This window comes from Candidatus Cardinium hertigii (assembly GCF_050864855.1).
GTDB lineage: Bacteria > Bacteroidota > Bacteroidia > Cytophagales > Amoebophilaceae > Cardinium > Cardinium hertigii_C.
In genome coordinates, this window is record NZ_JBOZWW010000057.1 from 1 (window position 1) to 23,774 (window position 23,774).

Sequence of the window (23,774 nt, forward strand, 5' to 3'; positions counted from 1 at the left end):
GATAAAACCCATACGCAACATGTTATGGAATCTATAGCCTATAATTTATATAGAGCTCCAAATATCATTTTAAAGGGTTTTTAGGGGGATGGTATATCTAAAATATACAAAGATTAACTTGAAAATCACTAAATAACTAAATTTATGCATCCTTAACATAAAAACTACTAAAAATACAACTACAACCTTATCAAAAATTACAATAACTATCTATCGCAACGGTCTCAACATGCGGAGCAAGCCATGTTAAACCATTAGCAGCTGTACCAAAAGCAGACTTACCAATACTACCCCAAATCAAGGCACGATCCTCAGCTGCGTTACAAACACCCTTCACTATAGTTCGGCAGTTCAAATTTCCTTGAGACAAGCCATACAAACTACTTTCCAAACCATTAGCTGCTGCTCCAACGAAACCTCCCAAAACAGTACCCACTGTTAAACCAAGATTTTCAGCCGTACGAACAACAACTCCAGGTTCAGAATCCGCTTGTTGTACTTGTTGCTCGCTTTCCCCCATAGATGCTCGTCCTGGCTGGACACCTAACCTAGCGTTATTATAACCACCACATCCACTTAATCCCAATGCAGGAAGGCAAAACGTAGTTGCCACCAATAGTCTACGTAAACGATTGTCTATTATCATATATTGTATATTATTTAGGTTATTAAACTATGAACTATTGTGTGTATGACACACCTATCACCTGTTTTTACCAGCTTGCAAATATACATGTATAAGATATAATTTCAAAATCATTGGAATCTATTTTTAGAAAAGGCAGCCATTTGGTTATCTAGCAACTTTACCTTTATAAAGAAGCGCAAAATGCTTTTATGGACCCCATCTAATGGCTATGCCACTATTTCATTTCTAGGAGTGCTTTTTTATCGATAATTTTCATCAATTTGTCTTTGATATCCACGGCCTTAAAGCAATTGGCAAAACCATTTGCCTCTGTTTGAAAGCCATTTTCATCTGGATTCTCAGCTGCATTGACACAAGTTACCAACATACCCAATGCCAAATCTGCATTATTTACAATAGAGGTAAGCCACTTTTTAGCTTTTTTAAGCATTTCTTCTTTATAACTCACCACTTCGCTAACCAATCCCATTTGTTCTGCATCTTTGGCATCAATACGCTTACCAGTCATTAGATATTCTAATGCGCGCGTCTTACCAAGCAATTGTGTCAACCGTTGCGTGCCTCCAAATCCAGGAATAACGCCGTAAGCAATTTCTGAAAAAGCAAAAATGGCATTCTCAGAAGCAAATCGAAAATGGCAAGCCAACGCAAGCTCAAAGCCAGACCCTAAAGCATAGCCATTAATAGCGGCCAAAATAGGCTTAGGACAATCTTCTATAAAAGCCAATACTTCTTGACCATTTTCTGCAAATTTTCTTGCATTCAATTCATTTAACTTGAGCAATTCAGAAACCTCTGTGCCTAGAGAAAAGATTTCTTCTCCTTCCCCAGTAATAATAACACCTTCTATGTCTTCATTATCATATACTTCTTGAATAAGATGACGCAATTCAATAAGTCTTTTATCTGTTAACGTAAAGGCTTTTGAATCGGCTTTAAGGGTAATGGTTAAAATACCATCTTCTAGATTACTTTGTAACGATGCTGTTTTGTCCATACTAAACGCAATTTTTTATAGCCTAATTAACCAAGCAGTATGCAAATACATATTGCGATTTTTATACCTACACTATTTAATACCTCATTTTATTCCAAAACTACATACCATCAAATATACAGGATATTTAAATAGTGCAACAATTTTTTTGAATAGTAGTGCCGATCCCAAACATGTAGACCTCCATACACTAAAGGTGTATGGCTGCTCCATAAGCAGCAGAAACTGCTTCTACAATGGCTTCTGACATAGTTGGATGTGGATGGGTACTATTTTGAATTTCATATGCAGTCGTTTCTAGTTTACGTGCGACAACTACCTCTGCGATCATTTCTGTTACATGGGCACCTACCATATGTGCGCCAAGCCATTCCCCATACTGGGCATCAAAAATTACTTTTACAAACCCTTCTGGTAGACCAGCTGCCTGTGCTTTTCCAGAAGCAGAAAATGGAAAAATTCCTACTTTAACTTTATAACCAGCCTCTTTTGCAGACTTTTCTGTATAACCTACAGCAGCTACCTCAGGTTGTGTATAGATACAAGAGGGTAGATTATTGTAAGCCAACAGATCCGGTGTAAGTCCTGCTATTTTTTCTACACAGACTATCCCTTCTGCTGATGCTACATGGGCCAATGCAGGCCCTTTGATAAGGTCTCCAATCGCATAAACCCCCTTGCAACTGGTTTTATAATAAGCATCGACTGCAATTTTCCCTACTTCCATCACGATTTCATTTTCTTCTAACCCTATATTTTCTACATTCGGTTGGACGCCAATAGCGGAAAGCACTAGCTCGCTTTCAACTTGTACATCACCAGATGGAGCAGTAATATGTGCTACAGTAGTATTTTTTAAGCGATCTACTTTAGTCACTTCTGCAGCTGTATAAACCTCTATTCCTTTTTTTGTAAAAGATTTTAGAATGTATTTGGATACATCTTCGTCTTCCAATGGCAATAAACAGGAATTATACTCGACCAAAGTAACTTTTGTGCCTATGGTATGGTAAAAGTAGGCAAATTCACATCCAATCGCTCCTCCTCCTACAATCACTATAGAGTCGGGTTGTGTGGCACGCGAAAGGGCTTCTCTATAACCTATAATATGCGATCCATCGATAGATAAATGGGGCAACTGACGACTTCTTGCACCAGTTGCTAAGACAATATGTGGCGCACGGTAAAGATGGGTAATGCCTGCTGATGTAGTAACAGAAACAGTAGTAGCAGGGAGTAACTTACCACGCCCTTCTAAAATGGTAATTTTATGCTTTTTAAAAAGATGGTGGATGCCCTTAGACATAGTAGCTGCTACATCGCGACTGCGTTTTATAATAGCCTGAAAATTGGGTTTTGCTTGTATTACTTCAATACCATAAGCGGCAGCATGGTTACAGTAATCAAATACTTGTGCACTTTTTAATAATGCTTTTGTAGGGATACAACCCCAATTTAAACAAATACCACCAAGGGCTTCTTGTTCTACAACTGCGACCTGCATACCCAACTGAGCTGCTCTAATAGCGGCAACATAGCCGCCTGGACCACTTCCGATGACGATAAGATCGTATTTTTGACACATATGTATGGGTTTGCTTTAGGGATATAGGTAAAAAACGATAGCTACTAGCATAGTATGCATTATGGTTACCCTTCCAACTAATCCACTATACCGAATTGTTCCTTAATGGTATCAATGGCTTGATGGTTCTCTGCCATAATCATCAACAAGTCAAAGGGAGCAATAACGGTATCACCCCTTGGAATGAGATGCACACCATTGCGTTTGATAAGCACAATTAATGCATTTTCTGGAAAACTCAACTGTACAATTTTTTTACCAATAGCCGGAGCATGTTGGGGAACCATTACTTCTATTAAGGCACTGTTGACTTCTTTGGATAACTGAATAGTAGGTTCGTGTTTGGCTACAGTTGGTGCTTCTAATTGTAGCCACTTGGCAAGGGGCGAAAGCGTAGTGCCTTGAAATAAGATAGAAGTAAGCACAATAAAAAAAACAATATGGTAGATTATATCTGCTTGGTGAATATTATCTAACAATGGATAAGTAGCAAAAACAATAGGAACAGCCCCCCTAAGCCCTACCCAAGAGATGAAAATCTTGTGGCTTACATTTAACGTTTTAGAAAAAAACAATGAAACAAAGACACTCAACGGGCGGGCTACAAACATTAAAAAGATGGAGAGCAGCAGGCCAATCCCAGCTATAGGTAGCAGCTTATGGGGATAAACCAATAACCCAAGCATAATAAACATAATAATTTGCATCAACCAAGAAATGCCTTGACAAAATTGAATAATGCTCTTTTTATGAGGAAAATCTTTATTGCCTAAGATTAATCCAACCAGGTAAACCGCAAGAAAGGCATTGCCATGCAAAAAGTGAGTAGCTGAATAGGTAAAAATAACTACTGCCAACATTAAACCTGGGTAAAGCGAACGATTGGAAAGACGCAAGTTATCGAGCAATACCAGCATGATTTTACCCACTAAGAGGCCCGCTAGCCCTCCTACGACCATTTCTTGAATAAAGATACCGATCGCTTGCATGGGTCCAATGGCTTGTTTGTTAAGGAGCAATGTTTTAAATAAAAACATTAAAAACCAAGCCATCGTATCATTACTCCCCGATTCTAATTCCAGCATCGGACTAAGATTGGCTTTGAGGTGCATATTCTTAGCGCGAATGATCGCAAAAACCGCAGCTGCATCTGTAGAGGCCACAATGGAACCCATCAATAGCCCTTCTAATAAAGTGAACTGTATATTCCCCCCCCAAAAGTGGGTAAGCGCCCAAATAAATAGTCCAACACTAAAAGTCGTAATTAAAATACCTACAGTGGCCAGTAATATACCATTCCAAAGAATGGGCCGTATGTGCTTGTATTCGGTTTCTATCCCTCCTGTAAAAAGAATTAAACTTAGGGTAATTGCACCCAGTAATTGAGCAGCGATAGGGTTGTGAAAATCAATATTCCCTAATTTTTCATGGCCTGCAGCCATGCCTACCAATAAAAAAATAATCAACGCTGGAATACCTAATCTGGTAGATAGCTTGGTAATAACAATACTCAAGAAGAGTAAAAAAGAACCGGCAATAAGCAAGCTTTCTGGAACTAAATGCATAGATTTCTATATTAAAACATACAAGGCTAAACCGATAAACGACAACAGGCATACGGAGGCATGCTGTACAATGTTTTGTGAAATTAACTTAAATTTACATAAAAATTAGTGCATGATAGGCTACTATGTTAGATAAATAATCTATGTATGGCTACTTTTATGATAGATTTTAACCCTTAACTTAACAAAAAATTAAGCTTTATAGGCTAGACGAAAGCATTTTATGCGTTATTTTATATACCTATCCTACTTTGGTAAAGCTTATAGTGGGTGGCAAGTTCAAAAAAATGGGCCCTCTGTGCAACAAGTAGTGGAAAGGGCAATGGGCAAGCTACTATCTACAAACATCGCTATTTCAGGCAGCAGTCGAACGGATAAAGGAGTGCATGCGCTGCAACAAGTGGCCCATTTTGACCACATACCGCCTATCGATCTTGCTGATTTGACCTATAGACTTAATAGGGTTTTGCCATCTGATATCAGCATTACAACTATTCGTCCTGTAGTAGCGGATGCACATGCCCGTTTTGATGCATGTTACCGTAGGTATGCCTATACGATTGTCACCCAAAAAGATCCTTTTTATAGGGATCGATCGGTTTGGCTACGCCGTATGCCACCACTTGGCTTATTAAATCAGCTTGCTGATTTGTTTTGTTTAGAATCAGATTTTGAATTTTTTAGTAAAAAAACCGATGGCGTAAAAACATTCGTATGCCATATAGAAGAGGTTTGTTGGTTGCAGATGGATGACAAAATTATTTTTCAGATACAAGCGAATCGTTTTCTACGGGGTATGGTTCGCACCATTGTAGGTACGATCCTTAAAGTAGCAACTGGTAAAATGGATATAGCCACCTTAAAGCAGCTGATTCGGCAGAAACCTAGGCTGCGCCCCACGCTTGCCTTGATGCCAGCAGAGGGGTTGACATTGGTGGAAGTAGGATATCCAGAAAGATTATTTATACAAACCAATGGATTATAACCAAGATCCGATTGTAGCCCTTGCCACCCCACAAGGGGTGAGTGCCATTGCAGTAGTACGGCTATCTGGGCAGGGTGTTATTGGCATCGTTAACCAAATATTTCGGGGCAGTGATCTGACCCAACAAGCTTCTCATACCATTCATTTTGGGGTGATTCAAAAGGGTGAAACTAAAATTGATGAAGTACTAGTTTCAATTTTTATAGCTCCTCATTCTTTTACCAAAGAAGATGCTGTAGAAATTTCTTGTCATGGGGCTCCCTTTATTGTCACCGAAATCATACAACTGCTTGTAGCACAAGGTGTGCGGATAGCTGAACCAGGTGAATTTACGAAGAGGGCCTTTTTAAATGGTCGATTTGACTTGGCGCAAGCAGAGGCGGTAGCGGACTTAATTGCAGCGGATAGCAGACTGGCCCATCAAACGGCGCTTCATCAAATGCGGGGTGGTTTTTCTTTAGCTTTAGAAGGATTGCGTCAATCATTGCGCCATTTTGCAGCTATGTTGACACTAGAGCTGGATTTTGCAGAGGAAGACGTAGCCTTTTTAGACAGAGAAGATTTAAAAAAATTGGCGCATGCACTTATTGAAACCTTAGACAAACTGATAGATAGTTTTGAAATGGGGAATGTAATCAAACAGGGGGTTTCTGTAGTCATTGTTGGCAAACCCAATGTAGGCAAATCCACACTATTGAATCGATTATTGGAAGAAGAACGGGCCATTGTTTCGCCTATAGCAGGTACTACACGGGATACGATTGAGGGAACCTTACACTTAGGGGGTATACGATTTAGGTTTGTAGATACAGCTGGGTTACGGGAAACAACCTCAGATGGCATAGAAGCGATAGGCATCGAACGAACCAAAAGACAACTAAGCAAAGCCTTTGTAGCACTTTACTTGGTAGATCTATCCAATACGAGTTTTAGACAAGCAGAGGAAGATCTGATTGCTTTGGGTTTAGAAGGATTTCCACTGCTTAAAGTTGGCAACAAAATGGATCTTGTGCCCTCTGCTGATCTAGAACGATTTAAAGGATATTTGTTGATTGCTGCCCAAACTGGTAAAGGTATAGCGCAACTTAAAGATCAACTTTTGAGGCAGATGGCACAAAAGCCTACCGACGGCATCGGCACTATTGTAGTCAATGCACGCCACTTTGATCGGTTACAAAAAAGTAAACAAGCCTTAGAAGCTGTTATAATTGGGCTGGAGCAAAAACAATCGAATGAGTTACTAGTTGTAGATCTAAACAGAGCCCTACACGCACTAGGCGAAATTACAGGAGAAATTACCACAGAGGAAGTGCTGAGCGATATTTTCTCTAAATTCTGCATTGGAAAATAGCAGATTTTTTCATTTACGCCAATGGATGATCATTGGGTAGTTGCCTATCCTTCTGATTAGGCCATACATGATGGGCTGTTAACATGAACAACCCATTGGCTACTATAGAAACAAAGGTACTACTAACCGGCCCTACCATAGGACCAATCCATTTGTCCCAACCATACATGGTACATAGACCTATAGCCATATCCATCAAAACAATAGGCAAACGAATACGCACCCCTAAAACAGCTACAATAAATGGCGCTACTACTACAACTGAGTATAGGCGAATACTCGGAACAAGAAAGGCACTTATATGACGAAAAATATAATCATAACGAGGAGAATAGCGATTACAGATCAGCAATAACATAGCAAATATAGATAGCACTAGGATCGTGATACGGGTCAATAGAATCTGCTTTGCAGCATCCATTTTGGTACGACGTATACTCCCCAATAGGTCATAAACAATTAGAATAGCAGAAGTATGTAGCTTAGAATCTGCCGTAGACATAGCCATAGCCAACAAACAAAGACAAATCAGTACCCTAAAGTTGGGAGAGCTACTAGCTAGTATATAGTTCCAAGCCTCTATACCACGCAAACCTGGCATCTTTATAAAAACAAACAAAGCTATTAACAATATAGATCCCATAATGATATAGGAAATAAAAGCAGCATATAAAAATACACTTCTGGCTTGGGAAGGACTAGAAGACATATAGACCACTTGCATAATAGAAGGCTCTATATAGGCTATAATCGCTAGGTAGTAGAGTATAGGCAATAGATTATTTTTAAATGGGAAAAAGATATTAGACATGGTTAAATCAAATTTTTTATGCGTTTGCAAAAAAGAGAGGATTTCAACAGGTGATTTCCCTAGATGGTTAAAAGTAAACCAGGTTAGGATAAGTATAATGCTAGAAAAAATTATAAATGTGCCATACATCTGTAAAAGTAATTCCGTGAATACCACCAAACACCGTATAGAGACAAAGAATGAGTGTAGCCACTATGGTAACCGTACAGGCATTGGAAGGGATACACATATGTATAGCCTGAGACATGACATTAATTTGCATCGCAACAAAAATAATCATATAAGGAAGACCCAGTATAGCAGTAGTAATCCTTGCATATTTTCCATATATACGCCCCATTGTTTCGGGCATGGATATATGGTAGATACACCTGCTCATACGTCCTGCTAACCAACTAATGATCAAGAAAAGAAAGCTATTTATAAAAAGCTGCCAAATAACCCAAAAGAATAAACTAGAAGAGACTATAGTCACGCTACTGATAAGAGTCCCTCCTCCGTAGTCATTAGCCAATAGGGTAACTACTAATGTAAAGGTAGAGAAAGATTTTGTCCCTACAGCATATTCCCGAAAGGTCTTACCTACTTTCATAGAAGATAGACCTATAACTAGGGTAAGTAATAGGAATAATACTATTACCACTAAAGGTGTTTCCAATGACATTAGAGCCTAAAAATACAATTTTATCTTTTTATAAAGACCATATTAGTACGGTACTTTTAGGCTGAAATATAAATCATTTTATAGATATATGCAATATTTAGGAAACTTTTTTATTCTATCCTGCTCTTATTGATTTAATTGCCTAGACCTGGTTTTTGTCAATTAGTTACTATCTAATTCTGAAAATCTTTTCATATGTTAAGACCCATCATTACTGATGATACACTTACCTCTACTTAGAGGCTTATTGGAGTCTATATGATGGTTGGCACTATGCTTAAATACGTGAGAATAGGTGCAATGAACGCAATTCCTATTAGGCTTGACAGGAGTACTAGGACGAGTAGAAGCAGAAGGAGGAGAAGGAGGAGGAGTGTCAGGCAAATGAATAGAGCAAGCAGAAACAGACCTGTTACTGAACTTCTTAATGTTACAAACACATTTTTCATTTTTCTCTATGTAATATAGAAATTTATTTATATGTTTTGTATCATCTTCATTGAAATAGTTATTCGCTTGCATTAATCTTTGGAATAAAGCTACTAGACTATGGGAAGTTGAATTACTTAATAATTTTATTAGGTCTAGATATGTATTTTTGTTAAAGTTTACTGTAGAATAAGCTATGAGGTTAGATGCTGAATCAATATCATTGTTTTCAAGAAATAGGTCCAACATAGTCACTTTGCTTTTAAGTTCGTCCGAATCGAATTGCATATTTATATTAATTTTATTCCGGTATAGTAATCTTCGGAATATAGTCCAGTCAACTTTTAGATTATACTCTTGATTGTTTTGTTGATCTTGCAATATATTATTCGATAAATTGCATAAGATATTCTGATTAATAGTTTTTTCTGACCAAAGACTATTATTCATCAGTTCATAAGCAACGATTAAACAGTTACATTTCAGTGCTACGCAAAAAAGTTTGGATAACTGTTTTTGTGATGCTACGTTAGATGCCATATCTTTTGCTGATAGGTTCAGCTTTAGCATAGAATCTATTACCTCTTTATATTCATTACTTATACTTTCTATACCTTCATCTATTGTATCTACTTTTTTCTTTATTACCTCTTCTATTGCACTCGTTTTCTCGATAGATTCATCATAAGCGGTATTTATAGCGGTATCTATAATAGATGCCCGTAATGTTTCTATTTTAGTTGTTATTTTTGCGATTAGAGCAGATGTAGATTTGTATCTATAATTGATTTCTTTTTTATATTTTGATTTTGATTTTGATTTTGAATCACCACATGCATTTTTTTCTTCTATTAGACGTATGATGTTTATTTTTGAAGTTATTTTTTTTAGATCTTCAGAGCATGCCTCTTTTACTTTTTTTGATATCCTTTCTTTGTACATAGATATGTTCTCTGATAGAGTATGAAATTCTTCTGATTGATTTTTTATATCATTTTTCACTTCTTTTATTTTCTGATATAATAGTGATACATTTTCTTTTAGTTTTTTTATTAAGCTTAAATTTTCTAGGCTTGGTATTAGCTTTTTAACAAAAACTTCGCTTTTCAAGTTATTCAGAAACTCGTATAGCTGAATATAATCTGTATAGCTATCTAGCATAGATTCCGAATTGTTAAGTTTGTTGATAAAACCTTGAAAATATTTAGGATATTTTTTAGTATGATGAAGATAAGTTTCAATATGACGATCCAAAACTTTTTTTGTTTCCTCCTCTATACGAGATAGAACCTCATCAGCATACCTAGACCCATAATTAGAGGTAGAATTAAGATTATAGGGATGGACCTTAGTAGGCTTAGAATTATGACGCGGAACCCGAACCTTCATACCATGCTTAATACTACTACAACCACCCATAGCAAAAAAGAAACCTATATAAATTTTTAAGACCAGATTAAAATATTTGGTATAGACCTTACTTGATATATGATTATTAAGTATATTATAAAGCATTGAAGATTTTATTTATTGGTATAGTGGCAGTAAACTTTACAGCTATCTTTTTCAAAAAAGTATAGTATTATAGGTTATAGGTGTAATATATAAAAAATCCATTAAACTTCCCTGAAATATTCATCTGCCCTGGGTATAAGACTGAACAATACACTATCTACTTTTGAGCAATGCACTATATGCATGGCTGCATCATAACCTACATTTGAGAGAATTTAAAAAATATATTGAAAATAAGATATATATTTAGAAAGCACTCCATTTCAGTTCTAATAAGCATAAATGGGAACAAACCATCTAATCTATCTATTGCAGATCCTACTATTTAAAAGCTTTATTTTGAATACATTGGCATAGTTTTTGTTAGATAATCAACAGCTATAATGGTTCCAACTATATAGCAAAAATGGGTATAGGTGTATGGGTTTTGGTTCGTGTATATGGCATCCCATAGGGGAAAACTTAGGCCGTCACGCAATAAAGCGATAACCAATATGGTTGCATAAAAGCCTAAATCCTTACATACCTATTGCAAATGGTTGGCTAGATATCAATGTGACACCATACAGGATAGATACATTTAACATTTAACTTAAATTAACAGCAATCATGAACGAAAAAGGAACTATATCGGTACATACTGAACATATCTTTCCCATTATTAAAAAATTTCTTTATTCCGATCAAGACATCTTTTTGAGGGAATTGGTAGCCAATGGGGTAGATGCGGTACAAAAACTTAAAAAGCTAGGCGCTATGGGCCTTTATGAGGGTGCTACCGATAGGCTACAAGTAGAAGTACTGCTTGATGCATCGGCCAAAACACTGACCATTAAAGACCATGGATTAGGTATGACAGCTGATGAAATAAAAGAATATATCAACCAAATTGCTTTCTCGGGTGCTACTGCATTTGTAGAAAAATACAAAGATAAAGTAGCAGAACATCAATTGATTGGTTTTTTTGGATTGGGTTTTTACTCCGCTTTTATGGTAGCTAAAAAAGTTGAAATTATTACAAAATCTTATCAAGTAGGCGCCCAAGCAACCCATTGGAGCTGTGATGGTAGCACGAATTTTGAAATATATGCTACTGAAAAAAGTGAAGTAGGTACAGAAGTAGTTTTGCACCTTGCAGAAGATGCGGAAGAATTTTTGAAGCCAGAGCGTATTCAAGCTATTTTAGATAAACATTGTCGCTTTTTACCAATAGAAATCGTATTTGATGAAAAGGTGATCAATGATCCGATGCCACTATGGATCAAGCGGCCAGCAGATTTACAATCTGAAGACTATCTTAAGTTTTATAAAGAACTTTATCCTTTTGCAGAAGATCCACTTTTTTGGATCCATTTAAGCATTGACTATCCATTTACTTTAACAGGTATACTCTACTTCCCTAAAGCAGCCAACTACTTTGAGCAAAAAGAAACCATTCAACTTTATGCAAGACAGGTGTTTATTACCAATGATGTAAAAGAAGTTATTCCTGACTTTTTACGGTTGTTACATGGTATTATTGATTCACCAGATATACCGCTAAATGTATCTAGAAGCGCACTACAAGCAGATGGTAATGTAAAAAAAATTAACACATACATTGCTAAAAAGGTAGCCGAAAAGCTAGAAGCGCTTTTTCAACAAGATCGTAAAGCATATGAAGAAAAGTGGAATGATATCTCTCTTTTTATCAAGTATGGTATGATAACCGATCCTAAATTTGATGAAAGGATACGAGAAATAGTCCTGTTGCAAAGCACAACTGGCCATTACTATACCATAGCTGAATACAAAGATGCCATGGCTAAAAATCAAACTGATAAAAATGAAAATTTGGTTTTGCTCTATACAACAGACGCTAAAAAACATGCTGTCTATCTACAATCGGCACAACAAAAGGGATATGATGTATTGGTCCTCAATAGCCCCATTGACACCAACTTTATCAATTTTATGGAATATAAACTTGATAAAGTCAAACTAAAAGCGATTGACACCGATACCATCGGCAACCTTATTGAAAAAGAAGCGGTCACCGAACATACCCTTACCAAAGAAGAAAGTGAAACGTTACAATCTATTTATGAAAAAACAATTGGTGCGGAACAAACTACTTGGAAGGTCGCCTCTATGCTACCAGAGGAGTTGCCTGTGGCTTTTATTACCTCAGAACATTTGAAACGTATGACACAATTTTCACAAGGCAATGAAGCGAAACAAAAGCATTTCCGATCCATGCATGTAGCCATTAACGGGAACCATCCTTTGTCCAAAAAAATCTTGGCTACTAATGATGAAACTGTTCAAAAAGCACTGGTAGAACAGAGCTATCAATTGGCCCTACTAGCACAAGGGTTGCTAGAAGGAGAATGGCTAGCTGGATTTATAAAGAATTACACCAATAAATTGCTAGAAGGATAGCTAGCCAGTAGATCGGTTGACCCTTTTAAGGGAAAATATATAGACCTCTTCTTGGAATGAAGAGGTCTATGATTTGTGCACTTATGGCTTATGGGACTGAGATCTATTGGAACCACAAAAGGGCTCATACAAGCCGTTTTTTCCTTAACCAGCCAAAAAATTACAACAAGATTCACTTATTTTTCTTTCGATTTTTTTTTGATTGCAATAAAAAGTATTAAATTTACAACGGCAGGCCGGTACGGCTAGCTCCTACTCAATCCCCCAGGCCTGGAAAGGAACAAGGGTAAAGTGGTTGTAGCAGCGCGATACTTGGCCTGTCTTTTTATCCAATTGTCCCACCCATGGAGTGCCAGTTTTATCAACTTTTATTCGCCGTAATGCATTATACTTTATAGGGGTCATATCCCTCTAAGAGGACCCCGAATGTATCTAAAAATTTTAATCCCTCTTCATCATCCAAATTTTTATAGGGTGCGCAAGTAGCTTTATATATTACTTTTTTAATACCTACACTAAATATCATACGGGCACAAGAGAGACAAGGCGAAAGGGTCGTATAAAGGACACCATCCCGTACATTGATATGATGGATTAATGCATAAAGAATAGCATTTTGTTCTGCATGAATGGCCAAAGAACAACTCCCTTTTATATTCCTGGCACAACCTGTTTTAGGCCATATTTCATCGCAATTATAGGTACCTTCTGGAGGACCATTGTACCCTGTGGAAATAATTCGGGTCTCTTTTGTCAATACAACGCCCACCTTTTTTTTAACACAATGCGAACGTTCCGCTAAGTGAATCGCAAGCGACATAAAAATATGATCGAATGTAGGTCTTTGCGTCATTAATTTGTAATATACCTAAATGGGTGATAAACTGGGTACAAAATAGTATTACACAGCTTTTGCTTATTTCTACTATCTAGCGCTCAACATTTCTATCAAATTAAAAAGTAGCCAACCATAAATCTATCAAAATTAATAGAAATATAGCATACTACAGATGCGTTTTTTATAGAACGAGATCGTTGTAAATAGATGGATCGTATGATCTTCAATTTGTAATTTTTAACATTATGGGACCAACTATTCGACTATTTAATTGGATGGTCATCATACGATTATTCAAAAAATCAATAATAGGAACAGACAAACTAAAATTCTTATATACATACAAGCGGTTTTTATATCCTACATATTTAATAATCTATTGCAACAACCTTATGATTATTTTAAATATTTATTTATTACCCCTTCGGGGGTTGTAATTATTAACTTAATTTCTTAAACTAATAAATGTTAATTAAAACAACTATTATATGTATTACTATCGTTCTACTGTTTGGGCTAGCCTATTTTTAACTTTAACCGGATGCCAGTATCATCCAAAGAATAATATGATATCTCGACAAAAAATAACAATAGGATACCAGGAAGGAATAGATATATCTCATCATCAAGAAGATATTGACTGGAACCAACTAACCCCTAGTAATAGTAATAAAGCTTTCATTATTGCTAAAGCAACAGAAGGTAAAACCTATCAAGATCCTAAGTTTATACAAAACTATAAGAATATATGTACTGCAGGCTTTCAACCTGGTGCCTATCACTTCCTAAGGTTTGGCTCAAGTTCGGCTAAAGATCAAATGAGTAATTTTATATCTCAAATACAAGCCGCACAGCAATTAACGGAACAGATTAAATGGTGCAATAATAACCCAATTATAGCGCTAGATGTAGAAGAAAGAAATGGATCAGATTATAGCTTAGTGAGTAGTGTAGTAGAAGAAAGTGTTGGATATCTCAAGGAGATAAACATAACGCCTTTCATATACACCAGACAAAATTTTTGGGATCAACATGTACAAACGACCCCTGATATAGTTAAAAGATGTCCGCTATGGATTGCTAGATACAGAAGCACTCCACCATCATCTAATGAGTTACCAAATGGTTGGCAAGAATGGACAATATGGCAATATTCTAGTGAAGGTTCCGTTCCAGGTGTTCAAGGTAAGGTAGATCTAAACAAGATGCAATGTAACATTTGAGCCATTTGTCTATAAGGAGCTTATGGTAGGGTGGTCTAGCGTTTGCTTTTTTCTAAAGATTGTGTTCATAAACAGGTTTAATTTTGTTATTGGTCTACATAAAATACTTGTTATGGAGGTATAGAGATCTGACAAAGATAATGGGGGGAGATATCCCCCAGACCCACAAAAATTGATCACCCTCTCTAGGCTACAAAAATGGGTTATTGCGTTTTTTTTCTTCATACCTAAAAAAGGTAAGCAAAAGAAAAAGAGCTTATTGCACTACACCACCTATAATATTAACTTCTGGTATTAGGGTGGTATTAAATTGAATGTTTACTTTTTGTTTGATTTGATGGGCTAGGCTTATAATATCTTTACCCGTAGCCCCCCCATAGTTTACCAGTACAAGCGCATGTGCGCGGTGGACCCCTACCTTTCCTTTACGTAATCCCTTAAAGCCTGCTGCTTCTATAAGCCACGCTGCTGAAATTTTTATCTGTTCTTTATCTTCCGTTTTGAAGGCAATTATTGAAGGATATTGCTCCTTAAGCCATTGATAATGTGCTATAGATACCAACGGATTTTGAAAAAAGCTACCTGAGTTACCCAAAATAGTAGGATCTGGTAGTTTCTGTTTTCGAATGGCAATAATTGCATCACTTATTGCTTTAAATGACAACTGCTTAATCTTCATTTTTTCCAACATGGCTTGGATGGTTTCATATTCTATAGAAAAAACTTTTTCTTTATGTAAAGCCAACGTGACATGTGTAATGACATACTGATTTTTCCATTTTGTTTTGAAAAAACTTGTTCTATAGCCAAAGCCACATGCTGAAGATTTAAACACTATTTTTTGACCGGTGGATAATGCAATAGCTTCAACCGTATCCAATACATCTTTAAGTTCTATACCATATGCACCTATATTTTGTATCGGAGCGCCACCAACTGTACCTGGAATCAACGATAGGTTTTCTATACCCCCATATCCTTTGTTGATACAAAATACAACAAGCGTATGCCACGGTACGCCTGCAGCTGCCTTAATCAGAACTTTATGGTGGGTTTCTTCTATGATTTCAATACCTGATAGTTGAACATGCAGTATATAACCAGGGAAGTTTTTGACAAATAATGTATTGCTACCACCACCCAGTATATATAAAGGTCTTTTTCTTATATCTACGGCAGTATACAAATCTTCTATATCTTTTAAGCTAGTAAGCCGAATGTAATGGGCTGCATAGGCTGGAACCTTAAAACTATTTAAAGATTGTAAAGGATAATCATTAAGGCAATACATCATGCAATGGTGTGGTTTTTTCACGTCTATAATTGATCTGCTACCTCAACAAAAGTAAGACATTTTCCTTTTCCACGTTAGATAAGGGCTAGACCGTGGTAAAATAGGCGCTTTGCTAAGTTATATAGCGTCCAACATTGATCGTATATAGCCCTCTTTTGTGTTATAATTTAACTATTATGCAACTGATTGGTTTAGGGAAATTCACCATACTTGTTTTTTAGCACTGCTTAAAAGAAAAAGAACATTTCACCAATAACAAAATTACCCCCGCTAGTGAACACAATCTTTTAAAATAGGGCAATTCCTTAGATAGTGTCGTCATAAAAAGTTAGCCCATAAATGGATACATCTAATTTGGACAGCTGCCAAGAAGGATGCTGTGTTCTTTGCATACCTAGTGGAGATTCCTCTCCATTGCTTAATTTTGAGAAACATATTCTCAATAAGATGTCGGAATTTATATAAATTCTTGTCAAAATAACGTTTTGTTTTTCTGTTTTTCTTGGAAGGGATAACAGGAACAATACCTTTTTCTATAGTATATTTAATGATTTTATCGGTATCATAGGCACGGTCTGCCAACAAATGCTTTGGAGTTATCCCCTCAATAAGATATGGAGATTGGCTACAATCAGCTCTGGTACCTTCTGTGATAATAGCTCTGATCGGCATACCAGACGCATCCACGGCCAAATGTAGCTTCGTATTAAGCCCCCTTTTGTTCGACTCATAGATTGGTTGCCTCCTTTTGCACCCGTTCCATGTATATGTACTTTAATATAAGTAGCATCAATCATAAGCCATTTAAAATCAGTATTATTAATCAGTTTTTCTAAGATCCTCTCCCATATACCATTATCTCTCCAGCGAGAAAATCTACGATGAGTGTTTTTCCAATCTCCATAGCTCGATGGAAGATCACGCCAAGGAGATCCTGTACGTAAAATCCAAAATACTGCATTAATAAACAGTCTATTATCTTTGGCAACAGCTCCCCAACCTCCTTGTTGACCTGGAAGTAGAGGTGATAAAATAGACCATACTTTGTCTGAAATATCATGACGGTGAATCCATTTAGACATCTATAAATATAATTGATGTTATGATCTAAAAATATAATATGAACTACAAAACAAATATACAAAATATTTCATGACGACACTATCTAGCAGGAGGTTGGGTTTGTGAGGCGACTTACAGGTCTTAGTTACCTTTATTACTCTGAGACCGTTGCAATAGGTTTTTAGATTTTAGGATAAAAAAGTAATTGTTAATTTTATTAAAAGTTTAACTTGTAATTATTGTTTAGGTTTTGTAATAAAAATTTTATGATATTATTATGTCAATAAAAGTGAGCGGTCAGTTAAGTTTATCAGATATATCAGCTAGTCGTCGTAAATTCAAGCATACGTTTTTTGATCAAATCAATAATCTGATTAACTGGTCATTAGTAGAAAAAGAACTGTGTATTTATTATCCTAAAGGGTTACGCTTATCAGGTAAGCCTGCCTAATACCCTTAATAACACGGAAACAAAGTCTATAATTCTTTGTCCAGTTTTTTCGGTCTACTATAATAATCAGAATTATTTACATAAATAATTCTTTTACACTGTTATATAAGGTATAAATATAATTGAATTTTATAATTCATTATCAAGTTAAACAATATATTCTAATCCAGGGTTCAGGTGTACTAGAACTCGAAGAACTAGTAACAGAACGAGCAGGAAGAGGAAGAGAACGAGAACGAGAACGAGCAGGAATAGAAACAGGACGAGCAAAATCAGCAACAGAACTGGAAGGATCAGCAATAGGTTCAGGACTAACAGTTAAAGGACTCAAAGTACCAGTAACAGGAAGAGAATGATAACGAGCAATAGAAGTAGCAGGATCAGGATCAACTTGTTTTAAAATTCTTTGAATATTATAAACACTATTAAAAAAAATATTATCAATAGGAAGTGTAGAATATTTACCTCTCATTATATAATGAAAACGGTTAGCTATCATTTGTTCCTTATAACGAACTAAGGTTTCTTCCGCAAAATTATAAAGATATTCTTGATTAGAACCTCTATTTCGGTTATAAAAGTCTCTAAAAACAGGTAAATAATTATCAATAATCAAACTAGTTGTGTACATAATCGTAGTAATATAATAATACGTTTCAGAATCCATTTCAAACATTTCGTAAAATTGGTCCATTACATCCATGAACTGTTCAATACTTACGTCAAAATCGTTACGAAAAGTTTGAATATTATTATAAACCATTTGATTATTTTTATCTATACGAAAATAAAAATCCTCATTGGAACTATGAGCAATATTGAATACGGTAGTTTTATAAGATTCTAACATATTATTACAATGTCTAATATATTCGTGAGTAAATATTTTATATTCTTTAATTGATTCACTATTGATAGATTTAGTACCTTCAATTAAATTTTTAAAATCTTCAATAACACTTCTTATATGATTCAATCTACCAACAATAGGATCATTATTAGTAGGAGTACTATCTACAATATCAATTAGCATCAATATACTATTGATAACTGCTTCAGAATTCCTGAGACAGGTTACACCAAGTTGAAGAGGCGGCAACTTAGTTTTAATAGCTGTGATAGTGATATTTATATTTGTTCTATGAATATCAACTAGCCCATCAAGAAGAAGAAACATATTTTTAACAGGATGTTGATCCTGTTTATTAGGATCAATAGAATTATTATAATTTGAAGGGGAAGGAGTATTGTCTTGAGGATTCATATTATTCTTAACTAGATTATTACATCCAGATAACATAAGACCATATAATAAAAAAACTTTCTTATCTAACATAATATAATTTATTTAGGTGTGGGAAATCAAGGATATATAACTCCATAGGAGACATTCCATCAATATATTCATTTGTATTTGTTTCTAAACCAAATAAGTCTAATGTAGTGTCTATATTTTTATACCTATCAGACCGCTTGATATTTAAAAATTTTATCGTATAATATTTAATTTTATATCTTATTTATTTACCTATTATTTAATGATTAAATGGGGGATAAAAAATGGTGAAGTACTATACCGATTTATTAATTGTTTTTTACGGTACGGTATTTTGATTTTACAAAAATAAATTATTAAAGTCAATACTTATTTAAATTATTTTTTGTATTTATAATTTTAATATTGATTATAAGTGTTTTACTTAAACTTTTTATTCCTTTCTATCTTACTTTGAATAATATAGTTAGTTAAATCATCATTTAGATTCTCACTATACAACGCTGATACAGCTTCTTTATCTTTTTTAGAAACTTTTTCTGATTCAACCCTAACCTTATTGATCCGTTCTACCAACTCACTCATATCTAAGATGTTTTTATTTTTAATGCCTTCTAACTGAAAATATTTTACTAGATCATTTTTGTAAACTATAGTGGACTGAAAAAAGCGGACAGAAAAAGCCTAGCTTTGTTTCTCGGTGTTATGTTTCATTAATTTAAAATGAATAGCTCAAATGGGAAGAAATAAGATTAGAAAGTTTAGTTCATCAGAAAAGAGTAAAATAGTGTTAGCTTTACTTAAAGAAGCATTGACCTTGTCTGAATTATCTTCAAAGTATGGAGTAAGTGTTAAAACGATTCAAAATTGGCATCATAAATTTTTAGAAAACATGTCTCTAGTTTTTGATCCATCCAAAGTTGTAAGCGTATATAAAGATGAAATAGAGACACTTAAGGATCAAAACGATTCACTTGCTAAAGCGTTAGGTAAGACCACAGTTGAAAGAGATTGGGCAATGGGAAAGCTAAAGAGCTTGGACTTATTAAATAAAAAAGGTCTTGTTGAATCCAAGCTTAATAACTTATCCAAGGCAAGACAATGTGCATTATTATCAATAAATCGCTCTTTGATATATTATAAATTTGTCTTAAAAAAGGATTGTAAGTCAGATATTTTAAATAAAATAGATTCTATTTATAGTGCACATCCGGAATATGGTTATCGTTATATATACAATCAATTATTAGAAGATGGTTTTAATGTAGGAAGAGATCGAGTGCTTAAATATATGGGTATGCCAGGTTTATCAGCTGTTTATCCACGTAAAAAGCTGTCTACTTCTTGTAAATCTCCTCAAAATAAAGTTTACAACTATTTACTATCCCCCTACTGGGTGGATACAGGTAAAACCAAGAAAGTACGTGTAAATGAATCAAATAAGGTTTGGAGTGGAGATATTACCTATATTCGTACCAACGGTGGATTTATGTATTTTTCAGCTGTAATAGATTGGCATAGTAAAGCGATACTTAGCTATAGATTGTCCAATGTTATGGATTCAAATTTGGTCACAGATACTTTAGAAGAAGCCCTTAGTAAATATCCTGCTCCCGAGTTCTTTAATAGTGATCAAGGTAGTCAGTATACTATTCATAATCATACAAATTTATTAAAGAATCATGGCATTAAAATATCCATGAATGGAAAAGGTAGGAGTATTGATAACATTGTGATGGAGAGATTTTTTAGAACGCTAAAATATGATTTTATCTTTTTGAATGATTTTAAAACTATTAAAGACCTAAAAGAGGGGATTAATGGTTACATTACTAAGTACAATTATCAAAGGTTTCATTCTAGTATTAATTACCAAAAGCCTATGCAGGTCTATCTTAGGCATTTAAAAACTTAGCAGAATGAAGAAAAAAATGGGAAACAAAATTAAATGAATTTTGTCCGATTTTTTCAGTCCACTATATCATTCTGTAAATGAATATAATAGGATTTGAAATTCCTAAAACCTATTACATGAAAAGCAATAATAATAGTCATTATTTTGCTTAAATTAAGAGAACAAGTTCTAGTGGGTTTTCTTTTGGAATCTATTAACGTCAATTCTGGATTTATTTAACTGATTTTCATCTATTTAAACAGATACTACAACTAGTTTTTTTACTGAAAGATAGACATTTTATCCACTATTATCATGAACTATAAATTATAATAATCTGATAATCAAACAAATACATATAATACGTTTATATACAGCTATATTTCATATATATTTTGTACATATAAGATAAAACTGATAATCAATAATAAAAAAACAATCTAATCCAGAACTGACGTTAATTTAAGAGAGTATAAAATACTGGTTTCATACTTAAAACTCTTAAATATGAGTTATATATCCTTAACGACTTGACTCTTATGGTTGTAGTTCTAATAGAGAAAGTAGTAAATGTATCAATTTATACCTAAAACGGATCCAAAAGTCATTTTATTGGGGAAGCATCTACATAAAGAAAAAAATTGGAAGATAGAGCATATATTTCAATTAATTTTTCTACACTCATAACCAATTTGCTTTGTTAATTTGGTCAAAGTTTTTATCTCTAAATTTAAAGCACAAAGCAACGCTATAAAACTTTTTTATCCAGATAGTCCGTATGGATCAGGTCAATATAGAGCTAAATGAGCAGTTTATTCAAGCACTTGAGCTTATGGAATCAGGTGCAAAGAATGTTTTTATTACTGGTAAAGCAGGGACAGGGAAATCAACTTTATTAAAACATTTTAGAGAAAATACCCAAAAGAAAATAGCAGTGCTTGCCCCTACAGGAACTGCTGCCGTAAATATTAAAGGTCAAACTATTCATGCATTTTTTGGTTTTAAACCTGATATAACGCTTGAAGCAATCAAAACCATTAAAGATGGTAAGAAAAAAGAAAATATTTATAAAAAGATAGATACAATCATTATTGATGAAATTTCAATGGTTAGGGCTGACTTACTCGATTGTATAGATACGTTTCTCCGCCTTAATGGTAAACAGGGAAATAAGCCATTTGGAGGGATACAAGTAATATGTATTGGTGATCTATATCAATTGCCACCAGTAGTAAAAAGTAAGGAAAAGGCAATATTTACATCACATTATTCTACTCCTTATTTCTTTAGCGCACATTGTTTCAAATCATTAGACCTTGAATTGATAGAACTTGATAAAATATACCGGCAAAGTGATACGAAATTTATCCAGTTGTTAAACAATATTCGTAATAACTCTATAACGGATAATGAAATAGAAATTATTAATGAGCAATATGATGATAGTTTTGAGCCTTCTTTAGATGATTTTTATATTTATTTAACCACTACTAATGCAAATGCCCAAACTATTAAAGCTAAAAAATTAAAAGGTATAAAGAGTAAAGAACTTACCTATACTGGTATAGTAGAAAGGGATTTTAGCAAAGAACAGCTACCTACATTTATTGAATTAAAGGTAAAAGTTGGTGCACAGGTAATGATGCTTAATAATGAGTCTAATGGCAAATTTATTAACGGCACTATTGGAAAAATCATAGATATTGATACAGGTCATTCTACTCCTAAATTAGTCATTTTGCTTGAAACAGGAAAGAAGGTCAGTGTTGGTACTTATACTTGGTAATCTTATAGATTCTACTTAGAAAACGGTGCATTAAAATCAAGTATTACGGGTACTTTTACGCAATACCCAGTAATGCTGGCATGGGCTGTTACTATCCATAAAAGTCAAGGTAAAACCTTTGAAAAAGTAATCTTGGATATAGGCAAAGGGACATTTGCACACGGTCAAATGTATGTTGCCCTTAGCAGATGTACAACTTTAGAAGGTTTAGTATTAAAGAAAAAAATTGCTAAAAAACATGTTTGGATGGATTTTAATGTTGTAAAATTTATAACATATTATCAATATAAAAAATCCGATCTTTTATGTTCCTTAGAGGATAAAATTGCTATAATAAAAGAAGCTATTAAACATAAATCTACTATTAATATTACTTATTTAAAAGCAAAAGACGAAAAGTCACAAAGATTAATTGAACCTATTACTGTAGGAAAAATGGAATACTTGAATAAACCTTATATTGGTGTAAAGGCTTTTTGCTTAAAACGACAAGAACATAGAGTATTTAGGGTAGATAGGATATTGGAGATTAGCCAGTAAAGGGTGGAGTACGTAAGCACCACTAAATTGTAGAAATTAAGCTTTGGTATCTATCGCACGTTTGTATTATCTGATCTCTGCATTATATGAATAAAAGTATCATTAACCAATCTTACCATCAATTACTAAATGATTTAAAAGCCAGTCTATCCAGTGCTAAATATAAAGCCGTTCTTCATGTCAATAAATCACTTGTCTGCCTTTATCATCATATAGGGGTCACCTTGGATATTGGAAATTATTGTACGTTAAGGTTTTTTTTGTATTGTTCTATGTTAGCAGATCTGAGAGATCTGAACTTACCTGATGTTGTTTTACGCTTTCTTGGCCAGATATAATCGCCTGTCAGATTGATATGCTCCCATCCTAATGGGGATAGATGGGATAACAATTGATCATTGATTTTGATTCCCTGTTTTTTCAGAGAGTCGACAGCTC

20 protein-coding genes and 2 pseudogenes are annotated in these 23,774 nt (G+C 34.6%); 8 read left to right on the top strand and 14 right to left on the bottom strand.

Features of this window, described 5'->3' with window-relative positions; translation table 11 throughout:
- Positions 1–190: 190 nt before the first annotated feature.
- The 4 genes from ACRRVB_RS03355 to ACRRVB_RS03370 form a co-directional block, all read right to left on the bottom strand.
- Complete coding sequence (locus ACRRVB_RS03355; protein ID WP_432466569.1) at positions 191–646, bottom strand: hypothetical protein; 456 nt, start codon at positions 644–646, stop codon at positions 191–193.
- 217 nt (positions 647–863) lie between these two features.
- A complete protein-coding gene (locus tag ACRRVB_RS03360) occupies positions 864–1,646 on the bottom strand; it encodes an enoyl-CoA hydratase/isomerase family protein (protein WP_432466570.1) in 783 nt (260 codons plus the stop codon).
- 190 nt (positions 1,647–1,836) lie between these two features.
- Positions 1,837–3,231 carry a dihydrolipoyl dehydrogenase gene (gene lpdA / locus ACRRVB_RS03365; protein WP_432466571.1) on the bottom strand — a complete coding sequence of 465 codons (1,395 nt, stop codon included), beginning with the start codon at positions 3,229–3,231 and terminating at the stop codon, positions 1,837–1,839.
- Between the two features lie 77 nt (positions 3,232–3,308).
- Positions 3,309–4,796, bottom strand: a complete 1,488-nt coding sequence (locus tag ACRRVB_RS03370) for a potassium/proton antiporter (RefSeq protein WP_432466572.1) — start codon at positions 4,794–4,796, stop codon at positions 3,309–3,311.
- A gap of 223 nt (positions 4,797–5,019) precedes the next feature.
- Between ACRRVB_RS03370 and truA the strand changes: the two genes are divergently transcribed.
- Both truA and mnmE read left to right on the top strand, forming a co-directional pair.
- Positions 5,020–5,781, top strand: a complete 762-nt coding sequence (gene truA, locus ACRRVB_RS03375) for a tRNA pseudouridine(38-40) synthase TruA (protein ID WP_432466573.1) — start codon at positions 5,020–5,022, stop codon at positions 5,779–5,781.
- Positions 5,771–7,132: a tRNA uridine-5-carboxymethylaminomethyl(34) synthesis GTPase MnmE gene (mnmE, locus tag ACRRVB_RS03380; protein WP_432466574.1), complete on the top strand. Its 1,362-nt coding sequence runs from the start codon at positions 5,771–5,773 to the stop codon at positions 7,130–7,132. Before truA ends, mnmE begins: the two co-directional genes overlap by 11 nt.
- Before the next feature lie 13 nt (positions 7,133–7,145).
- Here the strand turns inward: mnmE and ACRRVB_RS03385 are convergent, their stop codons facing one another.
- The 3 genes from ACRRVB_RS03385 to ACRRVB_RS03395 form a co-directional block, all read right to left on the bottom strand.
- The gene (locus ACRRVB_RS03385) at positions 7,146–8,072 is read right to left on the bottom strand and encodes a hypothetical protein (RefSeq protein ID WP_432466575.1); all 927 of its coding nucleotides are present in this window, start codon (positions 8,070–8,072) and stop codon (positions 7,146–7,148) included.
- Complete coding sequence (locus ACRRVB_RS03390; RefSeq protein WP_432466576.1) at positions 8,044–8,607, bottom strand: hypothetical protein; 564 nt, start codon at positions 8,605–8,607, stop codon at positions 8,044–8,046. Before ACRRVB_RS03390 ends, ACRRVB_RS03385 begins: the two co-directional genes overlap by 29 nt.
- 198 nt (positions 8,608–8,805) lie before the next feature.
- Positions 8,806–10,455 carry a hypothetical protein gene (locus ACRRVB_RS03395; protein ID WP_432466577.1) on the bottom strand — a complete coding sequence of 550 codons (1,650 nt, stop codon included), beginning with the start codon at positions 10,453–10,455 and terminating at the stop codon, positions 8,806–8,808.
- 705 nt (positions 10,456–11,160) lie between these two features.
- Between ACRRVB_RS03395 and htpG the strand changes: the two genes are divergently transcribed.
- Complete coding sequence (gene htpG / locus ACRRVB_RS03400; RefSeq protein WP_432466578.1) at positions 11,161–12,972, top strand: molecular chaperone HtpG; 1,812 nt, start codon at positions 11,161–11,163, stop codon at positions 12,970–12,972.
- Positions 12,973–13,357: 385 nt separating this feature from the next.
- Here htpG and ACRRVB_RS03405 read toward each other — a convergent pair whose 3' ends face one another.
- Entirely contained in the window at positions 13,358–13,825 is a 468-nt protein-coding gene (locus ACRRVB_RS03405; protein WP_432466579.1) for a deoxycytidylate deaminase, read from the bottom strand.
- A gap of 551 nt (positions 13,826–14,376) precedes the next feature.
- On the opposite strand from ACRRVB_RS03405, the gene ACRRVB_RS03410 reads away from it, so the two are divergent.
- Positions 14,377–15,033, top strand: a complete 657-nt coding sequence (locus ACRRVB_RS03410) for a glycoside hydrolase family 25 protein (protein ID WP_432466580.1) — start codon at positions 14,377–14,379, stop codon at positions 15,031–15,033.
- A gap of 256 nt (positions 15,034–15,289) precedes the next feature.
- Here ACRRVB_RS03410 and murB read toward each other — a convergent pair whose 3' ends face one another.
- Together murB and ACRRVB_RS03420 are read right to left on the bottom strand one after the other, a co-directional pair.
- Entirely contained in the window at positions 15,290–16,324 is a 1,035-nt protein-coding gene (gene murB / locus ACRRVB_RS03415) for a UDP-N-acetylmuramate dehydrogenase (RefSeq protein ID WP_432466581.1), read from the bottom strand.
- A gap of 321 nt (positions 16,325–16,645) precedes the next feature.
- A protein-coding gene (locus ACRRVB_RS03420) for an IS5 family transposase (RefSeq protein ID WP_432466339.1) occupies positions 16,646–17,409 on the bottom strand; the annotation gives its coding sequence in 2 pieces (ribosomal slippage) (positions 16,646–17,037 and positions 17,037–17,409; 765 coding nt in all).
- A gap of 257 nt (positions 17,410–17,666) precedes the next feature.
- Between ACRRVB_RS03420 and ACRRVB_RS03425 the strand changes: the two are divergent.
- Positions 17,667–17,837, top strand: a pseudogene (locus ACRRVB_RS03425) (IS5-like element ISCca3 family transposase); the annotation flags it as partial.
- Positions 17,838–17,982: 145 nt separating this feature from the next.
- Here ACRRVB_RS03425 and ACRRVB_RS03430 read toward each other — a convergent pair.
- Positions 17,983–19,176 carry a hypothetical protein gene (locus ACRRVB_RS03430; protein WP_432466582.1) on the bottom strand — a complete coding sequence of 398 codons (1,194 nt, stop codon included), beginning with the start codon at positions 19,174–19,176 and terminating at the stop codon, positions 17,983–17,985.
- Positions 19,177–19,536: 360 nt separating this feature from the next.
- Positions 19,537–19,701, bottom strand: coding sequence for a hypothetical protein (locus ACRRVB_RS03435; protein ID WP_432466583.1), 165 nt, complete (start codon positions 19,699–19,701; stop codon positions 19,537–19,539).
- Between the two features lie 151 nt (positions 19,702–19,852).
- Between ACRRVB_RS03435 and ACRRVB_RS03440 the strand changes: the two genes are divergently transcribed.
- Positions 19,853–21,031 carry an IS3 family transposase gene (locus tag ACRRVB_RS03440; protein WP_432466584.1) on the top strand — a complete coding sequence of 393 codons (1,179 nt, stop codon included), beginning with the start codon at positions 19,853–19,855 and terminating at the stop codon, positions 21,029–21,031.
- A 71-nt stretch (positions 21,032–21,102) separates the two neighbouring features.
- On the opposite strand, the pseudogene ACRRVB_RS03445 reads toward ACRRVB_RS03440, so the two are convergent.
- A pseudogene (locus ACRRVB_RS03445) lies at positions 21,103–21,219 on the bottom strand (IS982 family transposase); the annotation flags it as partial.
- Positions 21,220–21,788: 569 nt separating this feature from the next.
- On the opposite strand from ACRRVB_RS03445, the gene ACRRVB_RS03450 reads away from it, so the two are divergent.
- Both ACRRVB_RS03450 and ACRRVB_RS03455 read left to right on the top strand, forming a co-directional pair.
- Entirely contained in the window at positions 21,789–22,796 is a 1,008-nt protein-coding gene (locus ACRRVB_RS03450) for an AAA family ATPase (protein WP_432466585.1), read from the top strand.
- A gap of 132 nt (positions 22,797–22,928) precedes the next feature.
- The gene (locus ACRRVB_RS03455; RefSeq protein WP_490036318.1) at positions 22,929–23,336 is read left to right on the top strand and encodes a WYL domain-containing protein; all 408 of its coding nucleotides are present in this window, start codon (positions 22,929–22,931) and stop codon (positions 23,334–23,336) included.
- A gap of 238 nt (positions 23,337–23,574) precedes the next feature.
- On the opposite strand, the gene ACRRVB_RS03460 is transcribed toward ACRRVB_RS03455, so the two are convergent.
- Positions 23,575–23,774: Tn3 family transposase (locus ACRRVB_RS03460; protein WP_432466027.1), on the bottom strand; the 200-nt coding region annotated here is incomplete at its 5' end.

What these genes read in the sequence shown, in the direction of transcription:
- ACRRVB_RS03410 (WP_432466580.1), top strand. Translation starts at nt 14,377, where the DNA reads ATGATATCTCGACAAAAAATAACAATAGGATACCAGGAAGGAATAGAT.
- ACRRVB_RS03355 (WP_432466569.1), bottom strand. Translation starts at nt 646, where the DNA reads ATGATAATAGACAATCGTTTACGTAGACTATTGGTGGCAACTACGTTT.
- mnmE (WP_432466574.1), top strand. Translation starts at nt 5,771, where the DNA reads ATGGATTATAACCAAGATCCGATTGTAGCCCTTGCCACCCCACAAGGG.
- ACRRVB_RS03385 (WP_432466575.1), bottom strand. Translation starts at nt 8,072, where the DNA reads ATGTATGGCACATTTATAATTTTTTCTAGCATTATACTTATCCTAACC.
- lpdA (WP_432466571.1), bottom strand. Translation starts at nt 3,231, where the DNA reads ATGTGTCAAAAATACGATCTTATCGTCATCGGAAGTGGTCCAGGCGGC.
- ACRRVB_RS03360 (WP_432466570.1), bottom strand. Translation starts at nt 1,646, where the DNA reads ATGGACAAAACAGCATCGTTACAAAGTAATCTAGAAGATGGTATTTTA.
- ACRRVB_RS03440 (WP_432466584.1), top strand. Translation starts at nt 19,853, where the DNA reads ATGGGAAGAAATAAGATTAGAAAGTTTAGTTCATCAGAAAAGAGTAAA.
- htpG (WP_432466578.1), top strand. Translation starts at nt 11,161, where the DNA reads ATGAACGAAAAAGGAACTATATCGGTACATACTGAACATATCTTTCCC.
- truA (WP_432466573.1), top strand. Translation starts at nt 5,020, where the DNA reads ATGCGTTATTTTATATACCTATCCTACTTTGGTAAAGCTTATAGTGGG.
- murB (WP_432466581.1), bottom strand. Translation starts at nt 16,324, where the DNA reads ATGTATTGCCTTAATGATTATCCTTTACAATCTTTAAATAGTTTTAAG.
- ACRRVB_RS03405 (WP_432466579.1), bottom strand. Translation starts at nt 13,825, where the DNA reads ATGACGCAAAGACCTACATTCGATCATATTTTTATGTCGCTTGCGATT.
- ACRRVB_RS03450 (WP_432466585.1), top strand. Translation starts at nt 21,789, where the DNA reads ATGGATCAGGTCAATATAGAGCTAAATGAGCAGTTTATTCAAGCACTT.
- ACRRVB_RS03390 (WP_432466576.1), bottom strand. Translation starts at nt 8,607, where the DNA reads ATGTCATTGGAAACACCTTTAGTGGTAATAGTATTATTCCTATTACTT.
- ACRRVB_RS03395 (WP_432466577.1), bottom strand. Translation starts at nt 10,455, where the DNA reads ATGGGTGGTTGTAGTAGTATTAAGCATGGTATGAAGGTTCGGGTTCCG.
- ACRRVB_RS03435 (WP_432466583.1), bottom strand. Translation starts at nt 19,701, where the DNA reads ATGAGTGAGTTGGTAGAACGGATCAATAAGGTTAGGGTTGAATCAGAA.
- ACRRVB_RS03370 (WP_432466572.1), bottom strand. Translation starts at nt 4,796, where the DNA reads ATGCATTTAGTTCCAGAAAGCTTGCTTATTGCCGGTTCTTTTTTACTC.
- ACRRVB_RS03430 (WP_432466582.1), bottom strand. Translation starts at nt 19,176, where the DNA reads ATGTTAGATAAGAAAGTTTTTTTATTATATGGTCTTATGTTATCTGGA.